The organism is Acrocarpospora pleiomorpha (genome assembly GCF_009687885.1).
Classification (GTDB): domain Bacteria; phylum Actinomycetota; class Actinomycetes; order Streptosporangiales; family Streptosporangiaceae; genus Acrocarpospora; species Acrocarpospora pleiomorpha.
Map to the genome: position 1 here is coordinate 213,304 of NZ_BLAF01000008.1, position 21,100 is coordinate 234,403.

The window sequence follows — 21,100 nt, forward strand, 5'->3', positions numbered from 1 at the left end:
CGGGGCCACAACCTTTCGATCTTGACTGGCACTCGCACCGGAACGGGATGATCAGGCGGAAACCGGAGGAATAGCGAACCCGGCTCGAGGTCAGGGGCATGCTTGAGCTGAATCGCATTGAAGTCGATACGAACAACCCCTTGTCAGCGCCTCCACAGTTTCAGGGGGCGTTGCTAACATTGCTGCCGTGCGGTTACGGATTCTCGAGGTTGTCTCGACCGATGACAGTCGAAGTATCGGCCTTGCTGACGGTCACACCTCGGGGGTCCTACGATTGGCCAACGCCTCTGACGAGATATCCAGAGTGGGCGGCGGGCGGGGTGTAGTCGATTTTGCGATACGCAATCGAATCTACCTTCAGCCGGGCGCCATTCTCATCATGTGGGCCATGCCGCCCTGGTATGGATCGAGCCCATCCTGGATGGCGGCGCCGTCCGTGCTGCTGGCCGGCTTCGGCATTTATCAGCTCAATCGAGTTTTCGATTTCGTCGAAGACGAGATAAACGACCCGAGCGCATACGCCAGGGCCTATCTCGCGAGATTCGCGCTTCGCAACATGGCCATGGCCGCGATACTCGCAAGCCTTCTGCTGTCGGCGCTTTTCGTGGGGCCCGCCGCCACGGCTCTCCTGACGGTGACATTACTCGTGGGAGTCCTGTACTCGGTTCCGTTTTTCAAGCGAAAACGGGGTGAGCCCCGCCGGATCAAGCAGGTAATCGGTCTCAAGAATATCGTCCCATCTGTCGCGTGGCCGATTGCCGCCGTGCTCTATCCGGGCTTATCCAGCCCGCACCCGCACATGCTTCAGCTTTTCCTGGCCATCGCACTGATATCGTGCAGTGTGTTCATCATAGAAGTGGCGTGGGATATAAGAGATTCACGTGGCGATCGAGTTGCCGGCATCAGCACACTTGTCACTGCTTTCGGCCGCACTCGGGCGCTTCTGATTCCCCTCGGCGCTTCATCCGTCTACGCTCTATCGGTCGCACTTCTTGTCTTTCTCGGCCACTTGTCCCCGCTCTGGCTGCTCCCCGGGTTTCTCCCCGTCTTATCCGCGGTGATTGCCCTCCTCTGGAAAGACTCCCTCGCCGAACGCCGCGATCGATCGCACATTCTAGTTCTAATCAACGTATTGGCGCTGATCCCACTGGGCTTGACGGGACGCTGGGGGGCGTAGCAGAGATGACTGCCGGCAAAATCGACCCGAACCGCGACGAGCTGTACCGAAAACTTCTCGAAATTAACGTCTGGGCCATGCTGCTCATCGTCGCCCTGGTTCTGGAGCGGGCCTCGGACGCGATCATATCCGTTACGTCCGTAACACAGCAGGTGGACACGAAGGTGTGGGCCGCCGTGTTCGTCATGGGGCTGGTTTTCGGTTTATTACTCGCGACAACGGTCGGCATCCTGGCGCTACACGTGCGGTTCCAGGCACCGTACAGGTACTGGTACATCATCCTGGACAATATCTTCGTCACCGTTCCGCTCTACATCGCCGTTCGATTCAGCGCGGCGTCCATCAGCAAATCCGGTGCCTCCGTACGCCTCAACGAGGACCTGTTCCGGATCGGCGCGGCCATGATAGCCGTGGCGCTCGCCTTTCTGTTCACGCGCGATCTCATCGTGCTGCCCAAGATTCGGGACAAGCTGTCGGTGCCACCGCTCGTCGCCGTCAGCGCACTACACCTTCTGGGCGCCCTCCTGTTCGTTCTGCTGGCCATCGTCCCGGGCGCCGTACTGTACGTGGCCGTGCTGGGTTCGATAGGTCTCGGTCTCTTCTTCGCGGGTATGGCCGCGATTCCAGTCATTTCAATCCGCTTCGCAGCCGATCCCACAACCGTTTCAGGCCCATGACCGCTGAGAAGAAAGCAACTCAGGCGACCACCGCCTGGGCAGGCTGGCGCGGATCGGCGGCGGACTCCAGGAATCCCGTCCGGGCGTTGCGGTAGATCGCCTCGACGGCCGCCGCGTCCCGGGTGTAGGCGGGCCAGAGCCGCACGTCGTGCCCTCGTCGTTCCAGCTCCGCGTGGACGCCGGGGTCGAAACGGTCCTCCAGGAAGACGTGCGCCGCGAGGTAGTCGAAGGGCGCGAACGAGTTCGGAAAGCTCCATGTCGAAAAACGCGGCGCGTTCACCGCCTCCTGCAAATCCATGCCGAAGTGGAAGACGTTCAGGAAGACCTGGAGCATCGCCTGCACTTGCATGTCGCCACCAGGGCAGCCGAACGCCAACACACTGCCGTCGTCACGTACGGCGATCGCGGGGTTGGGAGTCAGCCGAGGCCGCTTGCCCGGCGCCACACCCGCCGGATGCGCGGGGTCGGGCCGCGACTGCAGGCCGCGCAGCGAGGGCACGATCCCGGTGCCGGGGATGACGGGCGAGGTCGACGCGCCGTCGGACGGTGTCGCCGAGAAGGCGTTCCCCCAGCGGTCGACGACGCACACGTAGCTGGTGCCGCCCTCGCCGATGTGGCGCAGCTCGTCCGCTCGGATCGCGTCGGGCAGCACCTGCGACTCGCCGAAGAGCGCGGGCGGCAGGCCCGCGAAGGCGCGCTCGGGGTCGATCGCCGCCGCCCGGGCGGCGATGTGCTTCTCGCCGAGGAGCCGGTCGAGCGGCACGTCGACGAACTCGGGGTCGCCGAAGTGGTGCTCGCGATCGGCGAAGACGCCCTTGAGCGCCTCGATGACCGTGTGCGCGTACCGGGGGCCGTTGTGTTCGAGCCCGTCCAGGCCGTGCCGCTCGAGGATGAGCAGCGCCTCCGCGAGGATCGGGCCCTGGCACCATGCGCCGCAGGTCAGGAGCGTGAAGTCGCGCCAGCGGGTCTCGACGACGGGCTCGTAGCGCGAGCGGAACTCCGCGAGGTCGTCGTGGCGCAGGTAGCCGTTGTTCGCCTCGTGGTAGGCCACGATGCGGTCGGCGATCTCGCCCTCGTAGAACGCCGCGCGGGCGGCCTCGATGCCGGCGACACGCTCGCCGCCGGCGCGCTCCTCGGCGTCGATCATGGTTTGGATCGTGCGCGCGAGGTCGGCTTGGACGAACCGCTCTCCCACGCGCGGCGGCCGACCCTCGGGCAGGAAGATCGCGGCGTTCGCGGCCCACTTCCGATAGCCCGCCTGCCGGTTCGTGATGCCGTCCGCGAGCAGGGGAAAGACGGCGAAGCCGTCCCGCGCGAGCCGCGCCGCGGCCGCCGCGACCTGCGCGAAGGTCATGGTGCCGTAGTCGCGCAGCACCGTGAGCCAGGCGTCGGGCGCGGCCGGGACCACGGTGCGCAGGATGCCGGTGGGGATCGTGCCGCCGTACTCGGTCATGAACAGGTCGGGGGGCAGCCGCCGCGGCCAGACCCCGAGCCCGTCCAGGCTCACGGTGGTGCCGTCGGCGAGGCGGATCATGATGGGTGCGACGCCGGCGAAGTTGACCTCGTCGGCGTGCAGTACGGCCAGCGCCATGCCGGCGCAGCAGCCGGCGTCGACCGCGTTGCCACCCGCTTCGAGGATCGCGAACGCCGCGGCCGAGGCCAGGTAGTGCCCGGACGACACCGAGTGCCGTGTGCCGAGCAACGTCGGGTTCGGCGCCGGCCAGGTCAGCTCGTCGCTCGCCACGCGGCCACCTCCTCGAGCAGCAGCCGGGCGACCTTCTCGCCCATCACGACCGCCGGCATCGCCGTCGTCGCGCGGGGAATCCTCGGCATGATCGAGCAGTCGGCGATCCGCAGGCCGTCGATACCATGCACCCGCGCCCGCTCGTCGACGACGGACATGGCGTCGTCGCCGGTCCCCATCTTGCAGGTGCCGACGGGGTGCCAGTAGTTGTCGGGGTTGCGGTACAGGTGAGCGACGAGCGCGTCCCGGTCGAAGGTCTCGGGCCCGGGGTGGATCTCCGCGCCGACGAGCGGCGCCAGTTCCGGGTCCGCCGCGATCTCGCGCAACATCGTGGCGCCCTCCGCGAGCACGGCGACGTCGACGCCCTCGGGGTCGGCCAGGAAGCGATGGTCGATGACCGGCTTCGCCTCCGGGTCCGTGCCGCGCAGCCGCACGAATCCGCGGGAGCGGGGCTGCAGGGCCGACACGCCCACGCTCCAACGCTTGCGCCCGATCAGATGGGTCGGGCTGTACGGCAGGAAGTGCAGATCGAACGCCTCCGTGTCGAAGCTCGAAGCCGCCTTGCCCATCGCCTGTTCGTCGGGGCACCAGCCCGCCGCGCGCGCCCGCTCCATCGCCGCGCCCATCTCCTCCGAGCCCGACCAGCTCATCAGCAGGAACGGCTGGTCGTGCAGGTTCTCGCCGACACCGGGCAGGTGCTGCACGAGCGGGATGTCCAGTACCGCGAGCTGTGCGTATGGGCCGATGCCGGAGCGCAGCAGGACGGTCGGCGAGTTGTAGGTACCGCCCGCCAGCACGATCGTCCCGGCTCGCACGGTCACCGTCTCGCCCTGGTGCCGTACGACGACGCCGGTCGCCCGTCCGTTCGTCACGATGACACGGTCGACGAGGGCGTCGCCGACGATCCGGATGTTCGGCAGGGGGCGTACGGGGTCGAGGTAGGCGAAGGCGGTGTTGATGCGCACGCCGTCCACGATGTTCACCGCTTCCGGGGCGAACCCCGCGGACTCGTCGACGTCGTTGAGGTCGGCAAGCCGCGGCATCCCGGCGGCGGGCGCCGCCTCGTACCACGCGCGCTGCCATGGCGTGAGATCATCCGCCCGATAGGTGTGCACGCGCATCCGTCGCATGCCCTCCTCGAACAGCGGCAGCAGGTCCTCGGTCGACCACCCGGTCAGGCCGGCCTCGGCCCACGAGTCGTAGTCGCGCCGGTGCCCCCACGTCTGGGTGCAGCCGTTGAAGTCGGAGCAGCCGCCGATCGCGCGGGCGCGCTCGAAGCCGACGCGCCACGGGTAACTGTCGCCGGAGTCATAGCCCCAGTCGTGCGAACGTCCCAGCCGCGTCGCGTCGACGATGTCGGCGGGCCACGCGGCGCTGCCCTCGGGCCCGAAGTCGGGACCGGCCTCAAGGACGAGCACGTCCAGGCCGACCTCGGCGAGCCGGGCCGCGACGACGTTGCCCGAGGTGCCGCCGCCGACGACGACGTACTCGGCCTCCTGCGGCAGGGCGCCCACGCCTCAGTTCCCCTCAGGGGCGGAGCCAGGGGTCCGCGTGGTGAGCGCCTCGCCGGCAGGTTCCGTCTCGATCGAATCCATCTTTCATCGCCCTTCCGATGGGGATCCAAAAATAACATAAGTGGATCCATGAGGCCTATGCGTGAGTTCGCTGAACGGAGGGAGGTCGACGGGCGCGCGGAATGGGTTGAGGCCCGGAAGTCGTCGCCCGAAGCGAGGCGCGTCAGGCCGCGCGGCAGCCGCGCGACTCGCCGTCGATCGCGGCCCGACGCTGAACCACGTCAGGACTTGTAGACGACGTAGACCTTGCGCAGCCGCTCGTGCACCGTCCACACGCCGCACCAGCCGATCGGGAAGTACGCCGTAGTGCCAGCAGCGATCTCGACCGGCTCCTCACCGTCGCGCTGCACCGTCATCCGCCCGGCGACGACGTGGATGATCTCGCCACGGGAGAGGAACTCCCAGCGCGACCTGCCCGGCTCGCTCTCCCAGACGCCGGAGACGACCGTCCGGTCGTCGTTGGTGAAGTCCACGCGACTGCGCACGAGGATCTCGCCGCCGAGGGGCTCGGCGCTCGGCGGCCCCAGAGGCTTCTCCTCCAGGCCGGCGGCGTCGAGGGGACGATTGGTTACGGTCACGGCAGGCTCCCATTCGATCGAAGGTGAGCTTTACCCTAACGCCCCGCATCCAATTTAGAATGTCTGGGATCCAATATGGTGAGTGGGTGTGCGGGACGACGATTCGTAGCCCCTGCCGATATTTCGTTGCGCGAGCGCGGTGGCGCGGCTTGGCTGAACGTCATGTCCGCCCCAGCACCCATCTTCGTAGCGGGTACGGGTCGTTCGGGAACATCGCAGCTCGCGAACGTTCTCGGCGAACACCCGCAGATCCACCGGATTCCGATCGAGACCCGGTTCATCATCGATCCGGGCGGCCTGCGGGACCTGGCGGACGCCCTCACGATTCGGTACGACCCCATCGTCGGGGACGACGCCCTCCGCAGGCTGAGCGACCTCCTGACCGTGCGGCTGGTCGGCAGGCGCGACAGAGATCGTGGTCACACCGTTCCCGAGGCCATCGGCGAGCGGCACTACTGGGACGCGGTGGGACGGCTGTGGACCGAACTCGTCGCGAGCACGTTCGACGAGTCCGTGCCCGCGGCCGGGCTCGGGCACGCCGATTGGCCCGCCGGGCCGTTCGAACCCCAGAGTCACCGGCGGGCGATCCCGAGGTACTTCGGCGATCGGCGCGAACTGATCGAGATCCTTCGTCGCGCGGTCGACACGATGTTCGGCGGAGCGGCCGCCGACGCGGGCAAGCCGACCTGGTGTGAGAAGACACCGTTCAACCTTCTGTGCATGGACTTCCTCTGGGAACTCGTCCCTGAGGCGACCATCGTCCACATCAAGCGCCACCCGGTCGCGGTGGTCGCGTCACACGTCGACCAACCATGGGCACCGACCACGGTCGACGGCGCGCTCGCCTGGCTCAAACCGGTCTATGACCGATGGCTGACCTGGAAGACCACAGCCGACCTGACGGAGAGGCGCTATGTGGAGGTGAAGGCCGAGGATCTCGCGACCGACTGGCCCGGCCAGCGCCGGACCCTGTTCGAACTACTCGGTGCCGACGACTTCGCAACCAGATCGACGTTCCAGTCACACAACCTGGAACATCGCAACGACCAATTCGACCCCGGAACCCGCGAGTACATCGAACGAACACTCGACAGAGTCATCCCAGCCATGGGATATGCGTAGAGCGGACAGCCAGGATGACTGAACTCCGCCGAAGAGGGCGAGGGCTTCGCCGGCGTCCGGGCTCACGAGGCGTTCCAGACCGGCCGTCGTGATCTTCGCCCACCTGCCGGCCCGTGCCCACATCTGTTCCTCGAAGGCGCGGACACCCTCGTCCAGATCGCCGGGGCCGGCGACGGACTCGGCGAGTTCGGCACCGTCACGCGCGCCGTGGAGACCGTCAGCGCCTACTTCACCGGCGCGATCAGGCGCGAGATCGCCGACCTGCGGGCCGAACGCGCCACGGGCCTGTCCAAGCGCGACTGGCAGCGCGCCTCCGGCCCGCATGTGACGCGGATGCTGGCCACGGGCCGCTTCCCGGAGCTGGCCAAGTTCGTGCACGACGGCACGGAGGTGGACGCCGAGACGTCCTTCGCGACCGGCCTGGACTGGGTCCTCGACGCCGTGGCCGCCAAACTCGCCCCACCGCCGGCCTGACGCCGAGGGCGGTGACGATGGGGGAGGAAAGCGCGCAGCAGGTCGGCCAGGGCGTGAGGGAGCCGGACCGCGGGGTGCCTCCAAGAACCCTGCTGTCACGGTCGTGCTGGTAGGAAGAAGGAAGCCATGACCGCGAGGATGCCCACCCCGGCGCAGACCGCGAAGCCCGTGGAGAAGGCCAGGCCGCTCCCTTCCGACAGGACGAGCGCGATGACGGCGGTGCCGAGGCTGCTGCCGACGGTTCTGGCGATGCTGTTCACGCTCGTCGCCTCGCCGGTGTTGCCTGCGGGGACGGCGTCGATGATCGCGTTGGGCATGGCCGCGAACGCCAGGCCGATGCCCGCGCCGGTGAGTGCCCCGGCCGCCAGGACCTGCCAGGCCTCCTCGTGCGCGAAGGTGAGCAGCACGAACGCGCCCGCGACCGCCGCGGCCCCGGCGACCGTCGGCGGCCGGGGCCCGTGACGGCGCACCAGCACACCGGCCAGCGGCCCGGAGACCAGCATCGTCAGCGTCGTGGGCAGCAGGAACAGGCCGGCCTCGGTGACGGTCACGCCGAACCCGCCGTCCGGCAGCAGGAGCAGGGCCGGCACCAGCAGGAACGTGCCGAACATCGCGAACCCCAGCAGCAGGCTGACCAGGTCGGCGGCCCAGACGCCCCGGGGCCGCAGCAGCCGCAGGTCGATCAGCGGCTCGCGCATCCGGCGTTCGACCCGGACGAACAGCGGCAGCGTGAGCAGCCCCATGCCGAGCAGCGAGAGGGTCGCCGGGTGCCCCCACCCCCAGTCGCTGGCCTTGCTGATCGCCAGTAGCAGGGCCACCAGCGACACCGAGAGCAGCGCGGCGCCCGGCAGGTCGAGACGGCCGGGCGAACGCCGCCCCCGACCGGGCACCCCGGCTGCCGCTCCGGCCAGCGCGACGGCGATGACGATCAGGGAGAACCAGAACAACCAGTGCCACGACAGGTGGTCTACGACCGGCCCCGCGGCCACGATGCCGACCCCCGCGCCGACCCCGACCATCGCCGACAGCAGCCCGATGACGACGCTGACCCGCTCACGCGGCAACTCGTCCCGCACGATGCCGATGGACAGCGGCATGATCGCCCCGGCCGCCCCCTGAAGGGCACGCGCCACGACGAGCGTCGCGAGGTCCGTCGCCAGCGCGGCCAGCAGCGTCCCGGCGGCCAGCAGCCCGAGCACGGCCAGCAGCACCATGCGTTTGCCCATCATGTCGCCGAGCCGGCCGAGGACGGGCGTCAGCACCGAGGCCGACAGCAGATATGCGGTGACCACCCAGCTGGCGTCGGCAGTGGAGACGCCCAGGTCACGGGCGATGGCCGGTAGCGCCGGGGCGACCAGCGACTGCAGCACCGAGAACGCCAGCCCGCCCAGCGACAGGGACAGCAGCATGACCGCGGACCCGAAACGGGGCCGTGCCTTCTCGCCGAGGTCAAGCATGCGCCGTCAACCCGGCGGCCCGCCGACCTGCCCGGCGCCTGGCCAGGGCGAACGGCCACACCTCACGCAACACCGACGGCTCCCCGCACCTCGGCACCCTCGGCCTCCAGCACCCGGTCCAGGCGGATCGGGAGCGTGCGCTGACGTACGCCAGTGGCGTGCCAGACGGCGTTGGCGATCGCGGCGGCCGTGCCGGCCGTGCCGATCTCGCCGAGGCCGTTGAGACCCAGCGGATCCTGCGGCTCGTAGTCGGGCACGAATTCAGCCTCGATGTCCGGCACGTCGGCGTGCGCGGCGATGTGATAGCCGGCGAAGTCGGGGTTGACCTGCCTGCCGGTGGCCGGGTCGCGCACGCCCTCCTCGTGCAGGGCCATCGACAGGCCCATGATCATTCCGCCGATGACCTGGCTGCGGGCCAGCAACGGGTTGATCACCCGGCCGACGGCGAACATGCCGAGCATCCTGCGCACGCGTACCTCACCGGTCGCCGGGTCGACGCTCACCTCCGCGAACACCGCGCTGAAGGTGTGCCGTTCCGTCGCGGGCTGGTAGTCGATCAGCGCCGTGGTGTCGACGGTGGCCGTCACCGGCCGGGCCGGGTCGCCGAGCCGTTCGCGCAGCTTCGCGGCGGCCTGGGTGATCGCGAACGACCAGGACGTCGTGCCGCGGGAACCGCCGGCGCCCCAGGCCATGCCGAGGTCGCTGTCGGCGATCCGGATCCGGATCCGCTCGGTCCCGACGCCCAGCGTGTCGGCCGCCACGGCGGTCAGGGCGGTGCGTGCCCCGGTGCCGATGTCGGTCGCGCCGACGGCCACGGTGAAGGTGCCGTCGGCCTCCGCTGTGATCGACGCCGTCGAGGGGAAGACGCCGGCGCTGAAGCAGGTGGCGGCTAGTCCGGTGCCGATGAGCAGCCGTCCTTCGCGGCGCGTCCGGGGCCGGTGGTCACGCCCGGCCCAGCCGAACCGGCGGGCCCCCTCCCGCAGGCACGCCACCGAGCGGCGGCTGCTGAACGGCCGCCCGGACACCGGGCCGACGGCGGGCTGGTTGCGCAGCCGCAGGTCGAGCGGGTCGAGGCCGAGCCGTTCTGCGACCTCGTCCATTGCCGATTCGAGGGCGAACGACCCGGGCGTCGCACCGGGCCCGCGCGTTGAGCTCGGCGGCAGGATGTCGAGCGGGACGGCGGTCAGCTCGGTGCGGATCGCCGGGGCCGCGTACAACGTCTTGGCCTGCTCGGTGCACCACTCGATGTACTCGGCCAGCGGGGACAGCGCGAACGCCGGGCGGTGGTGGACGGCGCGCAGGCGGCCGTCGGCGTCGGCGCCGATACGCAGCCACTGGTCGGTCGGCGGGCGCAGCGCGGTGGCTAGGAACACCTGCTCGCGGGTGAGCACGACGCGGACGGGACGCCCGAAAGACCGGCTCGCCATCGCGGCGAGGATCATCTGCGGGCCGCACAGTCCCTTGGCGCCGAAACCGCCGCCGACGTGCTCGGCCCTGATGTGCACGTGGTCCCTGTCGACGCCGAACAACGTCGACAGGACCTGCGACACGCTGAACGGCCCCTGGTTGGAGTCCACGGCGTGCAGGTGGCCGTCCTGCCACCACGCGGTCGCGGCGTGCGGCTCCATCGCGGAGCAGTTCTCTTCGGGGGTGCGGTACCGCTCGTCCACCACGACGGCCGAGGCGGCCAGTTCGACCTCGATGTCGCCGGTGTCGGCCTCCGGGCCGAAGGCGGTGGACGCCGGGCGGGCGGCGGGGTGGTCGAGCCGGAAGTCCACGTCGTGCGGGTACGGCTCGTAGGTCACCACGACCGCCCCGGCGGCGGCCCGCGCCTGTTCGGGTGTCTCCGCCACGACCAGCACGACCGGGCGGCCGGCGTACGGGACGACGTCGTCCTGCAACAGCAGCAGACTGCCGTCGGGGCCGAAATAGTTGCCCGCCCGGGGGTCGAGCCGGGGCGCGTTGCGGTGGTCGAGCACGCCGAGCACGCCGGGCATGCCGAGCGCGGCCGAGGCGTCGACGGCGCTGATCCGGCCCCTGGCGACGGTGGCGGTGATCATCCAGCCATGGGCGAGGTCCGGCGCGGGTTCGTCGGCGGCGTACCGGGCGGCGCCGGTGACCTTGAGGCGGCCCTCGATCCGGGGGCGGGCGTCGCCGATGGCGGCGGTGGCCGGTTGTTCGGTGGTCATCGTCCGTCCTTCTCTGCGAGTTCGGTCAGCACGGCCTCGATGAGGTTGCGCGCCAGCGTCACCTTGTACGCGTTGCCGGGCAGCGGGTCCGCGGCGGCTAGTCCCGCCTCGGCCGCGCCGCGGAACCGGTCGGGGGTGGCGGGCGCGTCCCGTAGTACCTCCTCGGCGGCACGGGCCCGCCACGGGCGTGAGGCCACCCCGCCGAGCGCGATGCGCGCGTCCCGCACGAAGCCGTCGTGGACGTCCAGGGCGACCGCGACCGACACGGTGGCGAAGGCGTACGACGCGCGCTCGCGGACCTTCCGGTAGCGCGACCGCCGGGCGGCGGCGACCGGCGGTAGGACGATCTCGGTGATCAGCGCGCCGGGCGGCAGCGCCGTCTCCAGGTCGGGGCGGTCGCCGACCGGCAGGTAGAAGTCCGCCAGCGGGATCTCGCCGGGGCCGTCGAGCGTCTCGTACCGGACCACCGCCTCGAACGCGGCCAGCGGCACCGCCATGTCCGAGGGGTGGGTCGCCGCGCAGTGGCCGGTCCAGCCGAGGACGGCGTGGTTGTGGTGCGCGCCGGTGATCGCCGCACAGCCGCTGCCGGGCGCGCGCTTGTTGCACGGTTGCGACAGGTCCGCGAAGTATCCGCAGCGGGTGCGCTGGAGCAGGTTGCCGCCGACCGTGGCCATGTTCCGCAACTGGCCCGACGCGCCCGCCAGCACCGCCTGGCTCAGCGCCGGATACCGGCGCCGCACCTCGGGGTGGGCGGCGGCGTCGCTGTTGGTGGTGGTCGCGCCGATGGCCAGGCCGCCGTCCGGGGTCTCGCGTACGCCGCCCAGGGGGAGCCGCCGCACGTCCACCAGGCGGCCGGGCGTCTCGACCCCGTGTTTCATCAGGTCGACGAGGTTGGTGCCGCCGCCCAGGTACCGGGCGTCGTCGTGCTCGGCGACCAGTGTCAGGGCCTCGCGGACCTCGGAGACGCGCCGGTAGGAGAACTCCCTCATCCCGTCACCGCCTCACGCGCGGCGGTCTCGAGCACGGCGCGCACGATCGACGGGTACGCGCCGCAGCGGCACAGGTTGCCGCTCATCCGCTCGCGCACCTCCGCCGCGTCGAGTTCCGTCGGCGGCCCGTCGGGGGAGACGTCGGCGGTGGCGGCGCTCGGCCAGCCCGCCGCGTGTTCGGCCAGCGCGCCGACCGCCGAGCAGAGCTGCCCCGGCGTGCAGAACCCGCACTGGAACCCGTCCAGCCGCACGAACGCCTCCTGGATCGGCCGCAACCCGCCCTCGTCCGAAAGGCCCTCGACCGTGGTGACGCGCGCGCCCTCGGCGGCGACGGCCAGCGTCAGGCAGGACACCACCCGCCGGCCGTCGGCCAGGACGGTGCACGCGCCGCACTGCCCGTGGTCGCAGCCCATCTTCGGGCCGGTGTGACCGACGTCCTCGCGCAGCGCGTCGAGCAGTGTCCTGCGGTTGTCCACGCGGAGCCGGTGGGTCACGTCGTTGACCTCCAGCGTGATCTCGCTGGAGAAGTCATCAGTCATCGTCATTCCTCTCGCCACGCAAAAAGGGCCGAAGGGGTTTCCGGAATGTCGTTCCATGTAATCAGCGGGCGACCGGAAAGGCCTTGTGCGATAGTCGCGACTCCTTGCCTGATTCTCTTTTCCGCCGCCGATCTTGCCGACGCCCGGTTCGCCGCAGATCAGCCGCGCCCCGCCGCCGCGCGTGGTCGTGAATTCGGAAGGCCCGTCGAGTTCCGCCCGGCGTCCGAAGAGCTCGGTATCAGCCACCCACACCCCCCATCGCGAATGAATGTCCGGGCAGGCTATATCGGCGCGCCTTTACTTCCTATCTCCAGACAGGATCGAGCAAGAGATCGCGAGTTTTGTACAAACGTCATTCCGATTCGAAGGCGTGCAGCCGGGCTGCGTCCTGACTCGGCGGCTCGCCGAATTGACGGCGGTATTCGCGGCTGAACTGCGACGGGCTGTCGTAGCCGACGCGACGGCTGACCCCGGCGATGTCACCGGGCTGGGCGGCCAGCAGCAGCCGGGCCTGCTGGAGCCGGATCTGCTTCTGGAACTGGATCGGGCTCATCTCGGTGACCGCCTGGAAGCTGCGGTGGAAGGTGGACACGCTCATGCCCGCCTGCCGCGCCATCTCCTCGACCCGGAACGTCCGCGCGTAGTTGTCCCGGATCCACCGCACCGCGCGGGCGATGTGACTGAGGCTGCTGTCGGGCAGGCCGAACTGGCGGACGATCGCGCCCTGCTCACCGGTGACGAGCCGCCAGAGGATCTCCCGCTTGATCAGCGGCGCGAGCACGGTGATGTCCCTGGGGGTGTCGAGCAGCCGCAGCAGCCGGACGACGGCGTCGAGGAGTTCGGGCGGTGTGGTGCTGACCGCCAGCCCCGGCGGGGCGGCCGGCCCGGTGTCCGGCAGCTCACCGGGCTTGGCCAGCAGCACTTCGGCGACCGCGGACGGGTGCAGGGTCAGCCCGACGCCGAGCCCCGGCGCCCCCGGACTGGCCTCGGTGAAATGGCTGGTCACCGGCAGATCGACAGACGCGACGAGGTAGTGACCGGCGCGGAACTCGTAGATCCGGTCACCCAGCGCGAACCGCTTCGCGCCTTGGGCCACGATGGTGAGCACTTTGCCGTACGTCGTCGGCGTCGGTGGGTAGGGCCGCTCGGCCCGGAACAGAAGGACGTCGTCGATGGCGCAGCTCAAGTCGGGCCGGGCGTACCGATCGATCAGATCGCGCAGTTCGTCGAGAAGCACGGGGCCGATTGAACCACCCATCCAGACAGCGGCGACCTTTCTCGCGCAAGGTCCCGCTGGGTCCGCCCGCTACTGCCTCATCCGCTCCTACCTCGGCACCGCCCGCAACCACGCGTCCACCCCTCGACGCTCTCCGTGACGCGCTGGCCGGAACCCTTGGATATCACCGCAAACGGCCTGATCAATCACAGGCGTGAATGGATACGTGCATCCCCGCTCGGAAGATTCAGATCACCCCGAGACAGATCGCCACGGGCCCGCTCGTTTGCGGGCTGCGCAGCCACGGGTTCGCCCCGATCCAGTCCAAGTTCTGATCCTCAAGGAAGAACGGTGCGCTGGCTATCGTCAGGCCCGACGTGGTCGGCGGCGGCCAAGCCGATGTCGAGCACACTCAGCGCGAGCTTTGGGTCGGTGTACAGCCGTGGGTTCTTCTGCAAGTGCTCGACTTGGTCCGGAGTTAGCTGGCGCACCAGTGGTATACCGTCAACTTTCACAATTAAGATGTCGCCGATCGCGATCAAGGCGTTTTCGTTATTCTGGAGCGTTTGCAGCAGGTTGGCGACCGCGTCAGACGTCGCCTTGGTGATCTGGGATTGGGGCTCTCCGTACACGCGTGCTTGCAAACCAGCCCTGACAGCGCCTGCGGCACCTTGAAGGCGGTCGGGGCTCGCCTGTCCTCGGATGACGGCGATGAACGCCTGCCAGATGGACCCCCTGACTATGGGTGTCTCGAAGACGATTTCTTGATCGATGGTTTCAAGGACTGCATTCAGGGCTTGCCGTACTCGCTCGTACCCGGTCTCGTCGTCAAGATAGATGACGAGCGGCAGCGGCACAGTTTCGAGCCAAGCATCATCCGTAGCGAGGGTGGCTTGAATAGCCTCGATCTCTTGCTGGGCCTGTGCGCTGGGACGCCGATCGCCCACATCACGGGAATTGCGTTTATGTGCCTGGTAAACTAAATCGATGAGACGGATGCGAAATTCTAGTAGTTGCTCGTAATGGGATTTGGCTTGTAGCGCGACGTAGGGATTCGAGAGTGGCAATTGAGGGCTCGGTTCGGTGCCGTAAACTGCAACCAGATTTTCCCGGGCTCGCTGGAACACTGCCGTCGCCTCAATCTGGCGGCCGCTCTGGTAGAGCGCGATCATCAGCAGTTCGACCAGTCTCTCCTGGTCCGGGTAGCTCTCCACCAGCGAGGATAACTCTGTGATCACCTCACTGTGCCGCGCCAGTCGCAGTTCGATCTCGACCCGCTCGATTGCGCTGCCAATAAGTTCGCCCTCGATGCCCTTCCTGGTCCGTTCGGCCCAGGATCCGGGCAACCCTTCCAGCGGTTCTCCACGCCAGAGCTTCGTCGCCATGCGCAGCAGTCGCACGGCTTCCAGTTCGTCACCGCTTTCCGCAATGGCCAGAGCCTGTGCACGTAATTGCCGGAACCGGTGGTAGTCCACCTTCTCGGGATCCGTCTCCAGTAGGTACGTCCCGGCCCGGCTGACCAACCTAGCATCGGCCCCGATTACCCGCAGACGATTTTTGAGCCGTGTGATATAGGTATATAAAATGTCTCGCGCGTGATCCGGTGGATCGCCGTCCCATACCAAGTTGACCAGCGTTTCGGTCGTGACCGGCTCGCCTGGCATGATCGCCAGGATTATGAGCACGTGGCGTTCCCTTACCCACCCAATATTATGGCGTGTCTGTTTCGCCCAAAGTTCGATGGGGCCGAGGATTCGGAGTTCCATTCGAGTCCCTTTGTTATATTCGCGCTATTTGTACCTAAGTCCAAAAGGGCAAAAAGAGTCGTGATAAGTTCTTCTTTGGTCATGGTATCGGTATCGATCAGCCCATATCTGACTAATGCCCGGGTTCGTTTCCACGAGAGCGAAGACCGATGCATCGCAGGGGGCGGAGGTGACCTTCACCCTTGCCGGTGGGGCTGGACGCTGGTTCGTCCAGCGGTCTCACTTTGCCGATAGCCCCGAACCCACCGCACCAGGTGCTTCCCCCAACCGACGCACAGCCATGGCCTGCTTCGAGTACCTGGCCTACCAGTAACGAGAAGGAGGGATATAGCTGGCAAGAGGGGTGCGGAACACAGTGATGGGGACCATGGACGACGGACGCCGGAGGCGACTACCTCTTAAGGCCATCGCCAAGGCGGGCATCCGCGCCGCCGCCATAGATCATTACGAGCGTGGTGTCCGACGCGGTGACTTGAATGTCACGCTCGTGAACGACATGAGCAGGCAGATACAGAGGGAGATCGGCGACCCTACGCTCACTGACGAACAGATCCAGATGGTCGTCCGAGCTTACGCCGCCAAGGCGGAGGAGTCAGCCCGCCCCGAACGCGCCCGCCAACGTCGTCGTGAATGGACACTCACCATCCTCGGCCTTATCGGCGGCGCCCTGCTCTCCATCCCGATTGGCATCTGGATCAACAACATCAGTTGACCCCGAGATGCCCGAGATAACGACGAAATGCCCCCAGCTGCGAGGGCTGGGCCTCGGTCGGGGGTGTATCAGAGGCGGATACCCCAACCGCGGAGTCCTCGGAGGACGGGCGGGTCGTCAGGAAGCGTCCAGGCTGTGGTGCTGCAAATAACTGGGTGGACGATACTAGGATTGAACTAGTGAGCTCTTCCGTGTCAGGGAAATTTGGTGTGCCGATCTAGGTCGTACTGGGTCATCACGGCGCTGAACGTACCGCCTTCAACTGCCAAGCCGGCATCAGGACACGGTCGTCGGCGTCGGTCGCGAGCTTGGCGAGCGGAGAAGTGTCGAAATCGTCGCCTTGGATCCCTTGGATGGCTGACCGCAGCTGCTCGGGGCCGAACGCTGTCGTGTAGGCGGCGGGTTCAAGTCGTTCGATCGTCCAGTCCTTCCCGACTGTCTCGCGCAGGTTCGCCTCGCTGACCAGGTGTCGGTCTGGGCAGACACCCGGTATCTCGGTCGAGAAGCAGAACAGGTGCAGCCGCCCGCCCGGTCGGGTCGCTCGGGTCAGCGCGGCGAGGTATTCGTGACGCTCCTGCTCGGTCAGGCAGTGGTAGAGCGCGCTGTCGAGCACCGTGTCGAAGCGGTCTTCGTAACCTTCGAGCTTCGTCGCGTCGGCGACGGCGAACGTGACGTCGATGCCTTTCGCCGCGGCCCGGGCGCGGGCCTGCTCGACCGCGGACGGCGCGAAGTCCAGTCCGGTGACCCGCAGCCCGCGCGAGGCGAGGAACACGGAGTTGTCGCCGAGGCCGCAGCCGATGTCCAGCACCTCGCCGGTGAGCTCGCCGGCGTCGGCCAGCGCGACGACCTGGGGCTGTGGTGCGCCGAGGTCCCACGGCAGCTTCGGGCCCGCCGAAGTGCCGCCTTGATACACGCCTTGATACATCGCCTCGTATTCGGCTTCGCCCAACTCACTGCCATCTGGATTTGACATTTATTCCTCACTTTGCATCGATATTCCTTGATCACGGGGCTGTCACTTCTGAAGCCGTCTGCCGGAGTGCGTGGCGGCATGCCTGGATGGCGGGATGCCGGCTGCGGCCCCGGCGTACCGCGGTGAAGACGCGGCGGGTGTGCTGGCCGTGCGGGAGCTGCCGCAGCGCGACGGTCACGGGCTGCCCGATCCAGACGAGGCCGGGGAGCAGGGCGACGGCGTGGCCTTGTTCGACGAGGCGGCGCTGGATGAGGAGGTCGGTGGTTTCGAAACGTACGTCGGGTTCGAAGCCGGCGTTCCGGCACAGGGTCATGGCCCAGTGGCGGGCGAACGTGCCCTCGGGTTCCATGGCCCAGGGCCGGTCGGCCAGCGAGCGCAGCGGCACCGCGGGGGCGGCCGGTTCGGGCAGGGCGAGGTGGAGGGGGTCGTCGAGCAGGTCCTCCTGTTCCAGTTCGGCGGGCCGGGGATTGGGGTTACCCGGGTACTCCTCGGCGATGACCAGGTCGAAGTCGCGGGCCTGCAGCGCGGGCAGGGCCGATTCCGGTGGCATCTGAGTGACGTGCATCCGCAGGCCGGGGTGGCGGTCGCGCAGGAGGCTCAGCGCGCGCGGCACCAGGGCGAGGGCGGCGGTCTGGAACGAGGCGATGCGCAGGGTGCCGGTCAGATCGGTGAGGGAGGCGGCGATGTCCGCCTCGGCGCGTTCCAGGCGCTCCAGCACCGCCTCGGTGTGGGCGACGAGGATCTCCGCCTGCTCGGTCAGCCGCACGCGGCGCCCGATCGGCTCCAGCAGCCGAACGCCGACTTCCGCCTCCAGCTGGGAGAGCTGCTGGGAGACGGAGGAAGGGCTGTAGGAGAGGGCGGCGGCGACGGCCGCGAGGGTGCCTCGGTGTTTGAGTTCACGCAGCAGGCGCAGTCGGTGCAGGTCGAACATCGCGAGCCTTTATTGGTTGGTTTCTCTGATGAATATAGGTCGGAAACATTCGCTGGAGCGATGGGAGGTTCGTGCCGCACGCTGGCTGTGTGCCTGAGATCGCTCCGCCCGTCCGTATGCCGCCGTGGTTCGCCCGGCCCGGCGCCAGGTCCTGGACCTGCGCGCCCGCCCCCGCCGAGGTGCGGGAATTCCACGCCTCGCTGCCCGGGTACGCTCCCACCCCGCTGATCGAACTGCCCCGGCTCGCCGCCGAGCTGGGGGTTGGGCGGGTCTTCGTCAAGGACGAGTCGTCCCGGCTGGGCCTGCCCGCCTTCAAGGCGCTGGGCGCGTCCTGGGCGGTGCATCGCGCGCTCGCCGAGCGGGCGGGGCACGGCGGAGCGGCCGATCCGGTCACGCTGGTGGCCGCCACCGACGGCAACCACGGCCGCGCGGTGGCCCAGCTGGCCCGCCTGCTCGGCCAGCGCGCCCGCGTCTTCGTCCCACGGGGTGTGCATCCGGAGGCGGTGGCGGCCATCGCCGCCGAACAGGCGGAGGTCACCCGGGTCGCGGGCTCCTACGACGACGCCGTGCGCGAGGCGGCCGAGGCGGCCGCCGCACCGGACACGATCCTGGTGCAGGACATGGCCTGGCCGGGCTACGAGCGGATCCCCGGCTGGATCGTCGAGGGCTATTCCACCCTCTGCGCTGAAATCGACGAGCAAGTGACGCCCGATCTCATCGTCGTCCCGGTGGGCGTGGGCTCGCTGGCCCAGGCCGTCGTCACCCACTACCGCAGCCGCCCGGCCGGGCCGGCTCCGGCTCTGTTGTCGGTGGAGTCCACGGCCGCCCCCTGCGTCATCGAGAGCCTGATGGCCGGCGAACCGGTCAGCGTCGCCACCGGCGAGACCATCATGGCCGGTCTGAACTGCGGCACCCCCTCCAGCATCGCCTGGCCGTACCTGCGCGGCGGACTGGACGCCGCCGTGGCCGTCACCGACGCCGACAGCGCACGCGCGGCCGATGATCTGGCCGCGCTCGGCGTCTCCGCCGGGCCCTGCGGCGCCGCCTCGCTCGCCGGGATCCGCGCGGCGCTCACCGGGGACGGCGCCGACGAGCGCCGCGCCGCGCTGGGCCTCGGCCCCGCCTCGACGGTGGTACTGCTGAGCACTGAGGGCCGTGCGGCCAACCCGACGACTCCTGGGAGAGCGAGCTCCATGCCCGACAAGATCACCGTGAACGGAGGCCGTCTGTGGAGGTCCCTGATGGACCTCGCCGAGGTCGGCGCGTACGACGACGAGCGCACCGGCCTGCGTGGCGTCAACCGCCTCGCCCTCACCGACGCGGACGCCGAGGGACGCCGCCTGGTCATCAAATGGATGGAACAGGCGGGGCTGGCCGTCCGCGTCGACCGGATGGGCAACATCTACGGCCGCCGTGAAGGCTCCGACCCGGCCGCGGCGCCGGTGCTCACCGGTTCGCACCTCGACAGCGTCGCCACCGCGGGCGCGTTCGACGGCTGCCTCGGCGTGCTGGGCGGACTCGAGGTCGTACGGACGTTGAACGAGCACGGCATCACCACCCGCCGTCCGATCGAGGTCTGCGTCTTCACCGAGGAGGAGGGCGTCCGCTTCGGCACCGACATGCTCGGCAGCGCGGTCGCCGCCGGGCGCCTCACCCTGGAGTACGCCCACGCGCTCACCGACCGAGGCGGACTCACCCTCGGCGGCGAACTCACCCGCACGGGCTTCGACGGACCCGCCGACGTCCGGCTCGAACCGCCGCACGCCTACGTCGAGTGCCACATCGAGCAGGGACCGGTCCTGGCCGAGCACGGAGTCGAAGTCGGCGTCGTCACCGGCGTGCAGGGCATCTCCTGGCAGGAGATCACCATCCACGGCCGCGCCGCGCACGCCGGGACCACACCCACCCACCTGCGCGCCGACGCGGGCCTGGCGGCGGCCCAGATCATCGTGCGGCTGCGGGCCATGGTCGACTCCGGGAACTACGGCGGCCTGCGCGCCACGGTCGGCCATCTCGCCGTGCACCCGAACCTGACCAACATCGTCCCGGCCCGCGCGACGCTCACCGTCGACCTGCGCAACCCCGACGACACCCAGATCGCCCAGGCCGAGGAAGACCTCGCCGCCTTCCTGCGGAGCCTGGAGAACAGCCGGCCGGGCCTCACCCTCACCACCCGGCGCATGGCCAGGACCGCGTACGTCTCCTTCGACGAGGACGTGCGGAAGGCCATCGCGCAGGCCGCTGACGACCACGGCCTGGAACACGTCTCGCTGCTCTCCGGGGCAGGCCATGACGCCCAGGAGATCGCCGTGCTCTGCCCCACCGCGATGATCTTCGTACGCGGCGAGTACGACGGCATCAGTCACAACCCCCGCGAGTACTCGACGCCCGAGGCCTGCGCGCACGGCGTCGACGTTCTCGCCACCACCCTGCTCCGCCTCGCGAACCAGGACTGACCCACATGCCCATCGCACCGGACCCGGTCGCCCTCCTCTCCCGGCTCATCGCCATCGACTCCGTCAACCCCGAACTGTCGCCCAGCGGCGCGGGCGAGACCGCCATCGCCGATTTCTGCGGCGACTGGCTGTCCTCCCACGGCTTCGAGGTGCACCGCCTGGAAAAGCGCCCCGGCCGCCCCTCGCTGGTCGCGATCGCCAGAGGCGCCGGCGGCGGACGGTCGCTGATGCTCAACGGCCATCTCGACACCGTCGGCCTGGCCGGCTACGACGGCGAGCCGCTGGATCCGCTGCTCCGCGAAGGGAAGATGTTCGGCCGGGGCGCCTTCGACATGAAGAGCGGCGTCGCGGCCATGATGACCGCCGCCGTGCGCGCCACGGCCCAGCGGCGTCTGCGGGGAGACGTCATCCTCGCCTGCGTCGCCGACGAGGAGCACAGCAGCCTGGGCACCGAGGAGGTTCATCGCCTGCTGGTCGGTGGTGGTGGCGACCTGCTGCTCCAGGTCGCGTAGGCGAGCGGCTTTGG

The 21,100-nt window shown here is 68.9% G+C and carries 18 protein-coding genes; 7 read left to right on the top strand and 11 right to left on the bottom strand.

Translation table 11 applies throughout. The annotated features are described in order from the left end of the window. Positions 1-187 precede the first annotated feature (187 nt). The gene (locus Aple_RS08120) at positions 188-1,177 is read left to right on the top strand and encodes a UbiA family prenyltransferase (RefSeq protein WP_155343868.1); all 990 of its coding nucleotides are present in this window, start codon (positions 188-190) and stop codon (positions 1,175-1,177) included. Between the two features lie 5 nt (positions 1,178-1,182). Then, on the top strand, positions 1,183-1,854 hold the full coding sequence (locus Aple_RS08125) for a hypothetical protein (RefSeq protein ID WP_155343869.1): 672 nt from the start codon (positions 1,183-1,185) through the stop codon (positions 1,852-1,854). 19 nt (positions 1,855-1,873) lie between these two features. Here the strand turns inward: Aple_RS08125 and Aple_RS08130 are convergent, their stop codons facing one another. The 3 genes from Aple_RS08130 to Aple_RS08140 all read right to left on the bottom strand — a co-directional run bounded on the left by Aple_RS08130 (position 1,874) and on the right by Aple_RS08140 (position 5,750). Then, on the bottom strand, positions 1,874-3,598 hold the full coding sequence (locus Aple_RS08130; RefSeq protein WP_155343870.1) for a gamma-glutamyltransferase family protein: 1,725 nt from the start codon (positions 3,596-3,598) through the stop codon (positions 1,874-1,876). Then, entirely contained in the window at positions 3,580-5,112 is a 1,533-nt protein-coding gene (locus Aple_RS08135; RefSeq protein WP_155343871.1) for a GMC family oxidoreductase, read from the bottom strand. The genes Aple_RS08130 and Aple_RS08135 overlap by 19 nt, the downstream gene beginning before the upstream one ends. 281 nt (positions 5,113-5,393) lie before the next feature. After that, on the bottom strand, positions 5,394-5,750 hold the full coding sequence (locus Aple_RS08140; RefSeq protein WP_155343872.1) for a cupin domain-containing protein: 357 nt from the start codon (positions 5,748-5,750) through the stop codon (positions 5,394-5,396). Between the two features lie 162 nt (positions 5,751-5,912). On the opposite strand from Aple_RS08140, the gene Aple_RS08145 reads away from it, so the two are divergent. Next, the gene (locus tag Aple_RS08145) at positions 5,913-6,872 is read left to right on the top strand and encodes a sulfotransferase (RefSeq protein WP_155343873.1); all 960 of its coding nucleotides are present in this window, start codon (positions 5,913-5,915) and stop codon (positions 6,870-6,872) included. Positions 6,873-7,079: 207 nt separating this feature from the next. After that, positions 7,080-7,346, top strand: a complete 267-nt coding sequence (locus Aple_RS08155; protein ID WP_246264239.1) for a TetR/AcrR family transcriptional regulator C-terminal domain-containing protein — start codon at positions 7,080-7,082, stop codon at positions 7,344-7,346. A gap of 95 nt (positions 7,347-7,441) precedes the next feature. On the opposite strand, the gene Aple_RS08160 is transcribed toward Aple_RS08155, so the two are convergent. The 6 genes from Aple_RS08160 to Aple_RS08185 all read right to left on the bottom strand — a co-directional run bounded on the left by Aple_RS08160 (position 7,442) and on the right by Aple_RS08185 (position 15,421). Continuing rightward, the gene (locus Aple_RS08160; RefSeq protein ID WP_155343874.1) at positions 7,442-8,803 is read right to left on the bottom strand and encodes an MFS transporter; all 1,362 of its coding nucleotides are present in this window, start codon (positions 8,801-8,803) and stop codon (positions 7,442-7,444) included. A gap of 62 nt (positions 8,804-8,865) precedes the next feature. Further along, entirely contained in the window at positions 8,866-10,992 is a 2,127-nt protein-coding gene (locus Aple_RS08165; protein ID WP_155343875.1) for a xanthine dehydrogenase family protein molybdopterin-binding subunit, read from the bottom strand. Continuing rightward, complete coding sequence (locus Aple_RS08170; protein WP_155343876.1) at positions 10,989-11,981, bottom strand: FAD binding domain-containing protein; 993 nt, start codon at positions 11,979-11,981, stop codon at positions 10,989-10,991. The genes Aple_RS08165 and Aple_RS08170 overlap by 4 nt, the downstream gene beginning before the upstream one ends. Continuing rightward, positions 11,978-12,520: a (2Fe-2S)-binding protein gene (locus Aple_RS08175; protein ID WP_155343877.1), complete on the bottom strand. Its 543-nt coding sequence runs from the start codon at positions 12,518-12,520 to the stop codon at positions 11,978-11,980. Before Aple_RS08175 ends, Aple_RS08170 begins: the two co-directional genes overlap by 4 nt. A gap of 352 nt (positions 12,521-12,872) precedes the next feature. Continuing rightward, complete coding sequence (locus Aple_RS08180) at positions 12,873-13,757, bottom strand: AraC family transcriptional regulator (protein WP_155343878.1); 885 nt, start codon at positions 13,755-13,757, stop codon at positions 12,873-12,875. Positions 13,758-14,074: 317 nt separating this feature from the next. Further along, the gene (locus Aple_RS08185) at positions 14,075-15,421 is read right to left on the bottom strand and encodes an AfsR/SARP family transcriptional regulator (RefSeq protein WP_170321342.1); all 1,347 of its coding nucleotides are present in this window, start codon (positions 15,419-15,421) and stop codon (positions 14,075-14,077) included. Positions 15,422-15,869: 448 nt separating this feature from the next. On the opposite strand from Aple_RS08185, the gene Aple_RS08190 reads away from it, so the two are divergent. Then, a complete protein-coding gene (locus tag Aple_RS08190; protein WP_155343880.1) occupies positions 15,870-16,214 on the top strand; it encodes a hypothetical protein in 345 nt (114 codons plus the stop codon). A gap of 235 nt (positions 16,215-16,449) precedes the next feature. Here the strand turns inward: Aple_RS08190 and Aple_RS08195 are convergent, their stop codons facing one another. After that, positions 16,450-17,163 carry a class I SAM-dependent methyltransferase gene (locus Aple_RS08195; protein WP_218038181.1) on the bottom strand — a complete coding sequence of 238 codons (714 nt, stop codon included), beginning with the start codon at positions 17,161-17,163 and terminating at the stop codon, positions 16,450-16,452. 55 nt (positions 17,164-17,218) lie between these two features. After that, complete coding sequence (locus tag Aple_RS08200) at positions 17,219-18,118, bottom strand: LysR family transcriptional regulator (RefSeq protein ID WP_155343882.1); 900 nt, start codon at positions 18,116-18,118, stop codon at positions 17,219-17,221. A gap of 89 nt (positions 18,119-18,207) precedes the next feature. Here Aple_RS08200 and Aple_RS53130 point away from each other — a divergent pair, with 89 nt between their 5' ends. Next, positions 18,208-20,574: a diaminopropionate ammonia-lyase gene (locus Aple_RS53130; protein WP_218038182.1), complete on the top strand. Its 2,367-nt coding sequence runs from the start codon at positions 18,208-18,210 to the stop codon at positions 20,572-20,574. A gap of 5 nt (positions 20,575-20,579) precedes the next feature. Next, complete coding sequence (locus Aple_RS08215; RefSeq protein ID WP_155343883.1) at positions 20,580-21,086, top strand: M20/M25/M40 family metallo-hydrolase; 507 nt, start codon at positions 20,580-20,582, stop codon at positions 21,084-21,086. Positions 21,087-21,100 lie beyond the last annotated feature (14 nt).

What these genes read in the sequence shown, in the direction of transcription:
- Aple_RS08200 (WP_155343882.1), bottom strand. Translation starts at nt 18,118, where the DNA reads ATGTTCGACCTGCACCGACTGCGCCTGCTGCGTGAACTCAAACACCGA.
- Aple_RS08175 (WP_155343877.1), bottom strand. Translation starts at nt 12,520, where the DNA reads ATGACTGATGACTTCTCCAGCGAGATCACGCTGGAGGTCAACGACGTG.
- Aple_RS08145 (WP_155343873.1), top strand. Translation starts at nt 5,913, where the DNA reads ATGTCCGCCCCAGCACCCATCTTCGTAGCGGGTACGGGTCGTTCGGGA.
- Aple_RS08160 (WP_155343874.1), bottom strand. Translation starts at nt 8,803, where the DNA reads ATGCTTGACCTCGGCGAGAAGGCACGGCCCCGTTTCGGGTCCGCGGTC.
- Aple_RS08190 (WP_155343880.1), top strand. Translation starts at nt 15,870, where the DNA reads ATGGACGACGGACGCCGGAGGCGACTACCTCTTAAGGCCATCGCCAAG.
- Aple_RS08125 (WP_155343869.1), top strand. Translation starts at nt 1,183, where the DNA reads ATGACTGCCGGCAAAATCGACCCGAACCGCGACGAGCTGTACCGAAAA.
- Aple_RS08170 (WP_155343876.1), bottom strand. Translation starts at nt 11,981, where the DNA reads ATGAGGGAGTTCTCCTACCGGCGCGTCTCCGAGGTCCGCGAGGCCCTG.
- Aple_RS08165 (WP_155343875.1), bottom strand. Translation starts at nt 10,992, where the DNA reads ATGACCACCGAACAACCGGCCACCGCCGCCATCGGCGACGCCCGCCCC.
- Aple_RS08215 (WP_155343883.1), top strand. Translation starts at nt 20,580, where the DNA reads ATGCCCATCGCACCGGACCCGGTCGCCCTCCTCTCCCGGCTCATCGCC.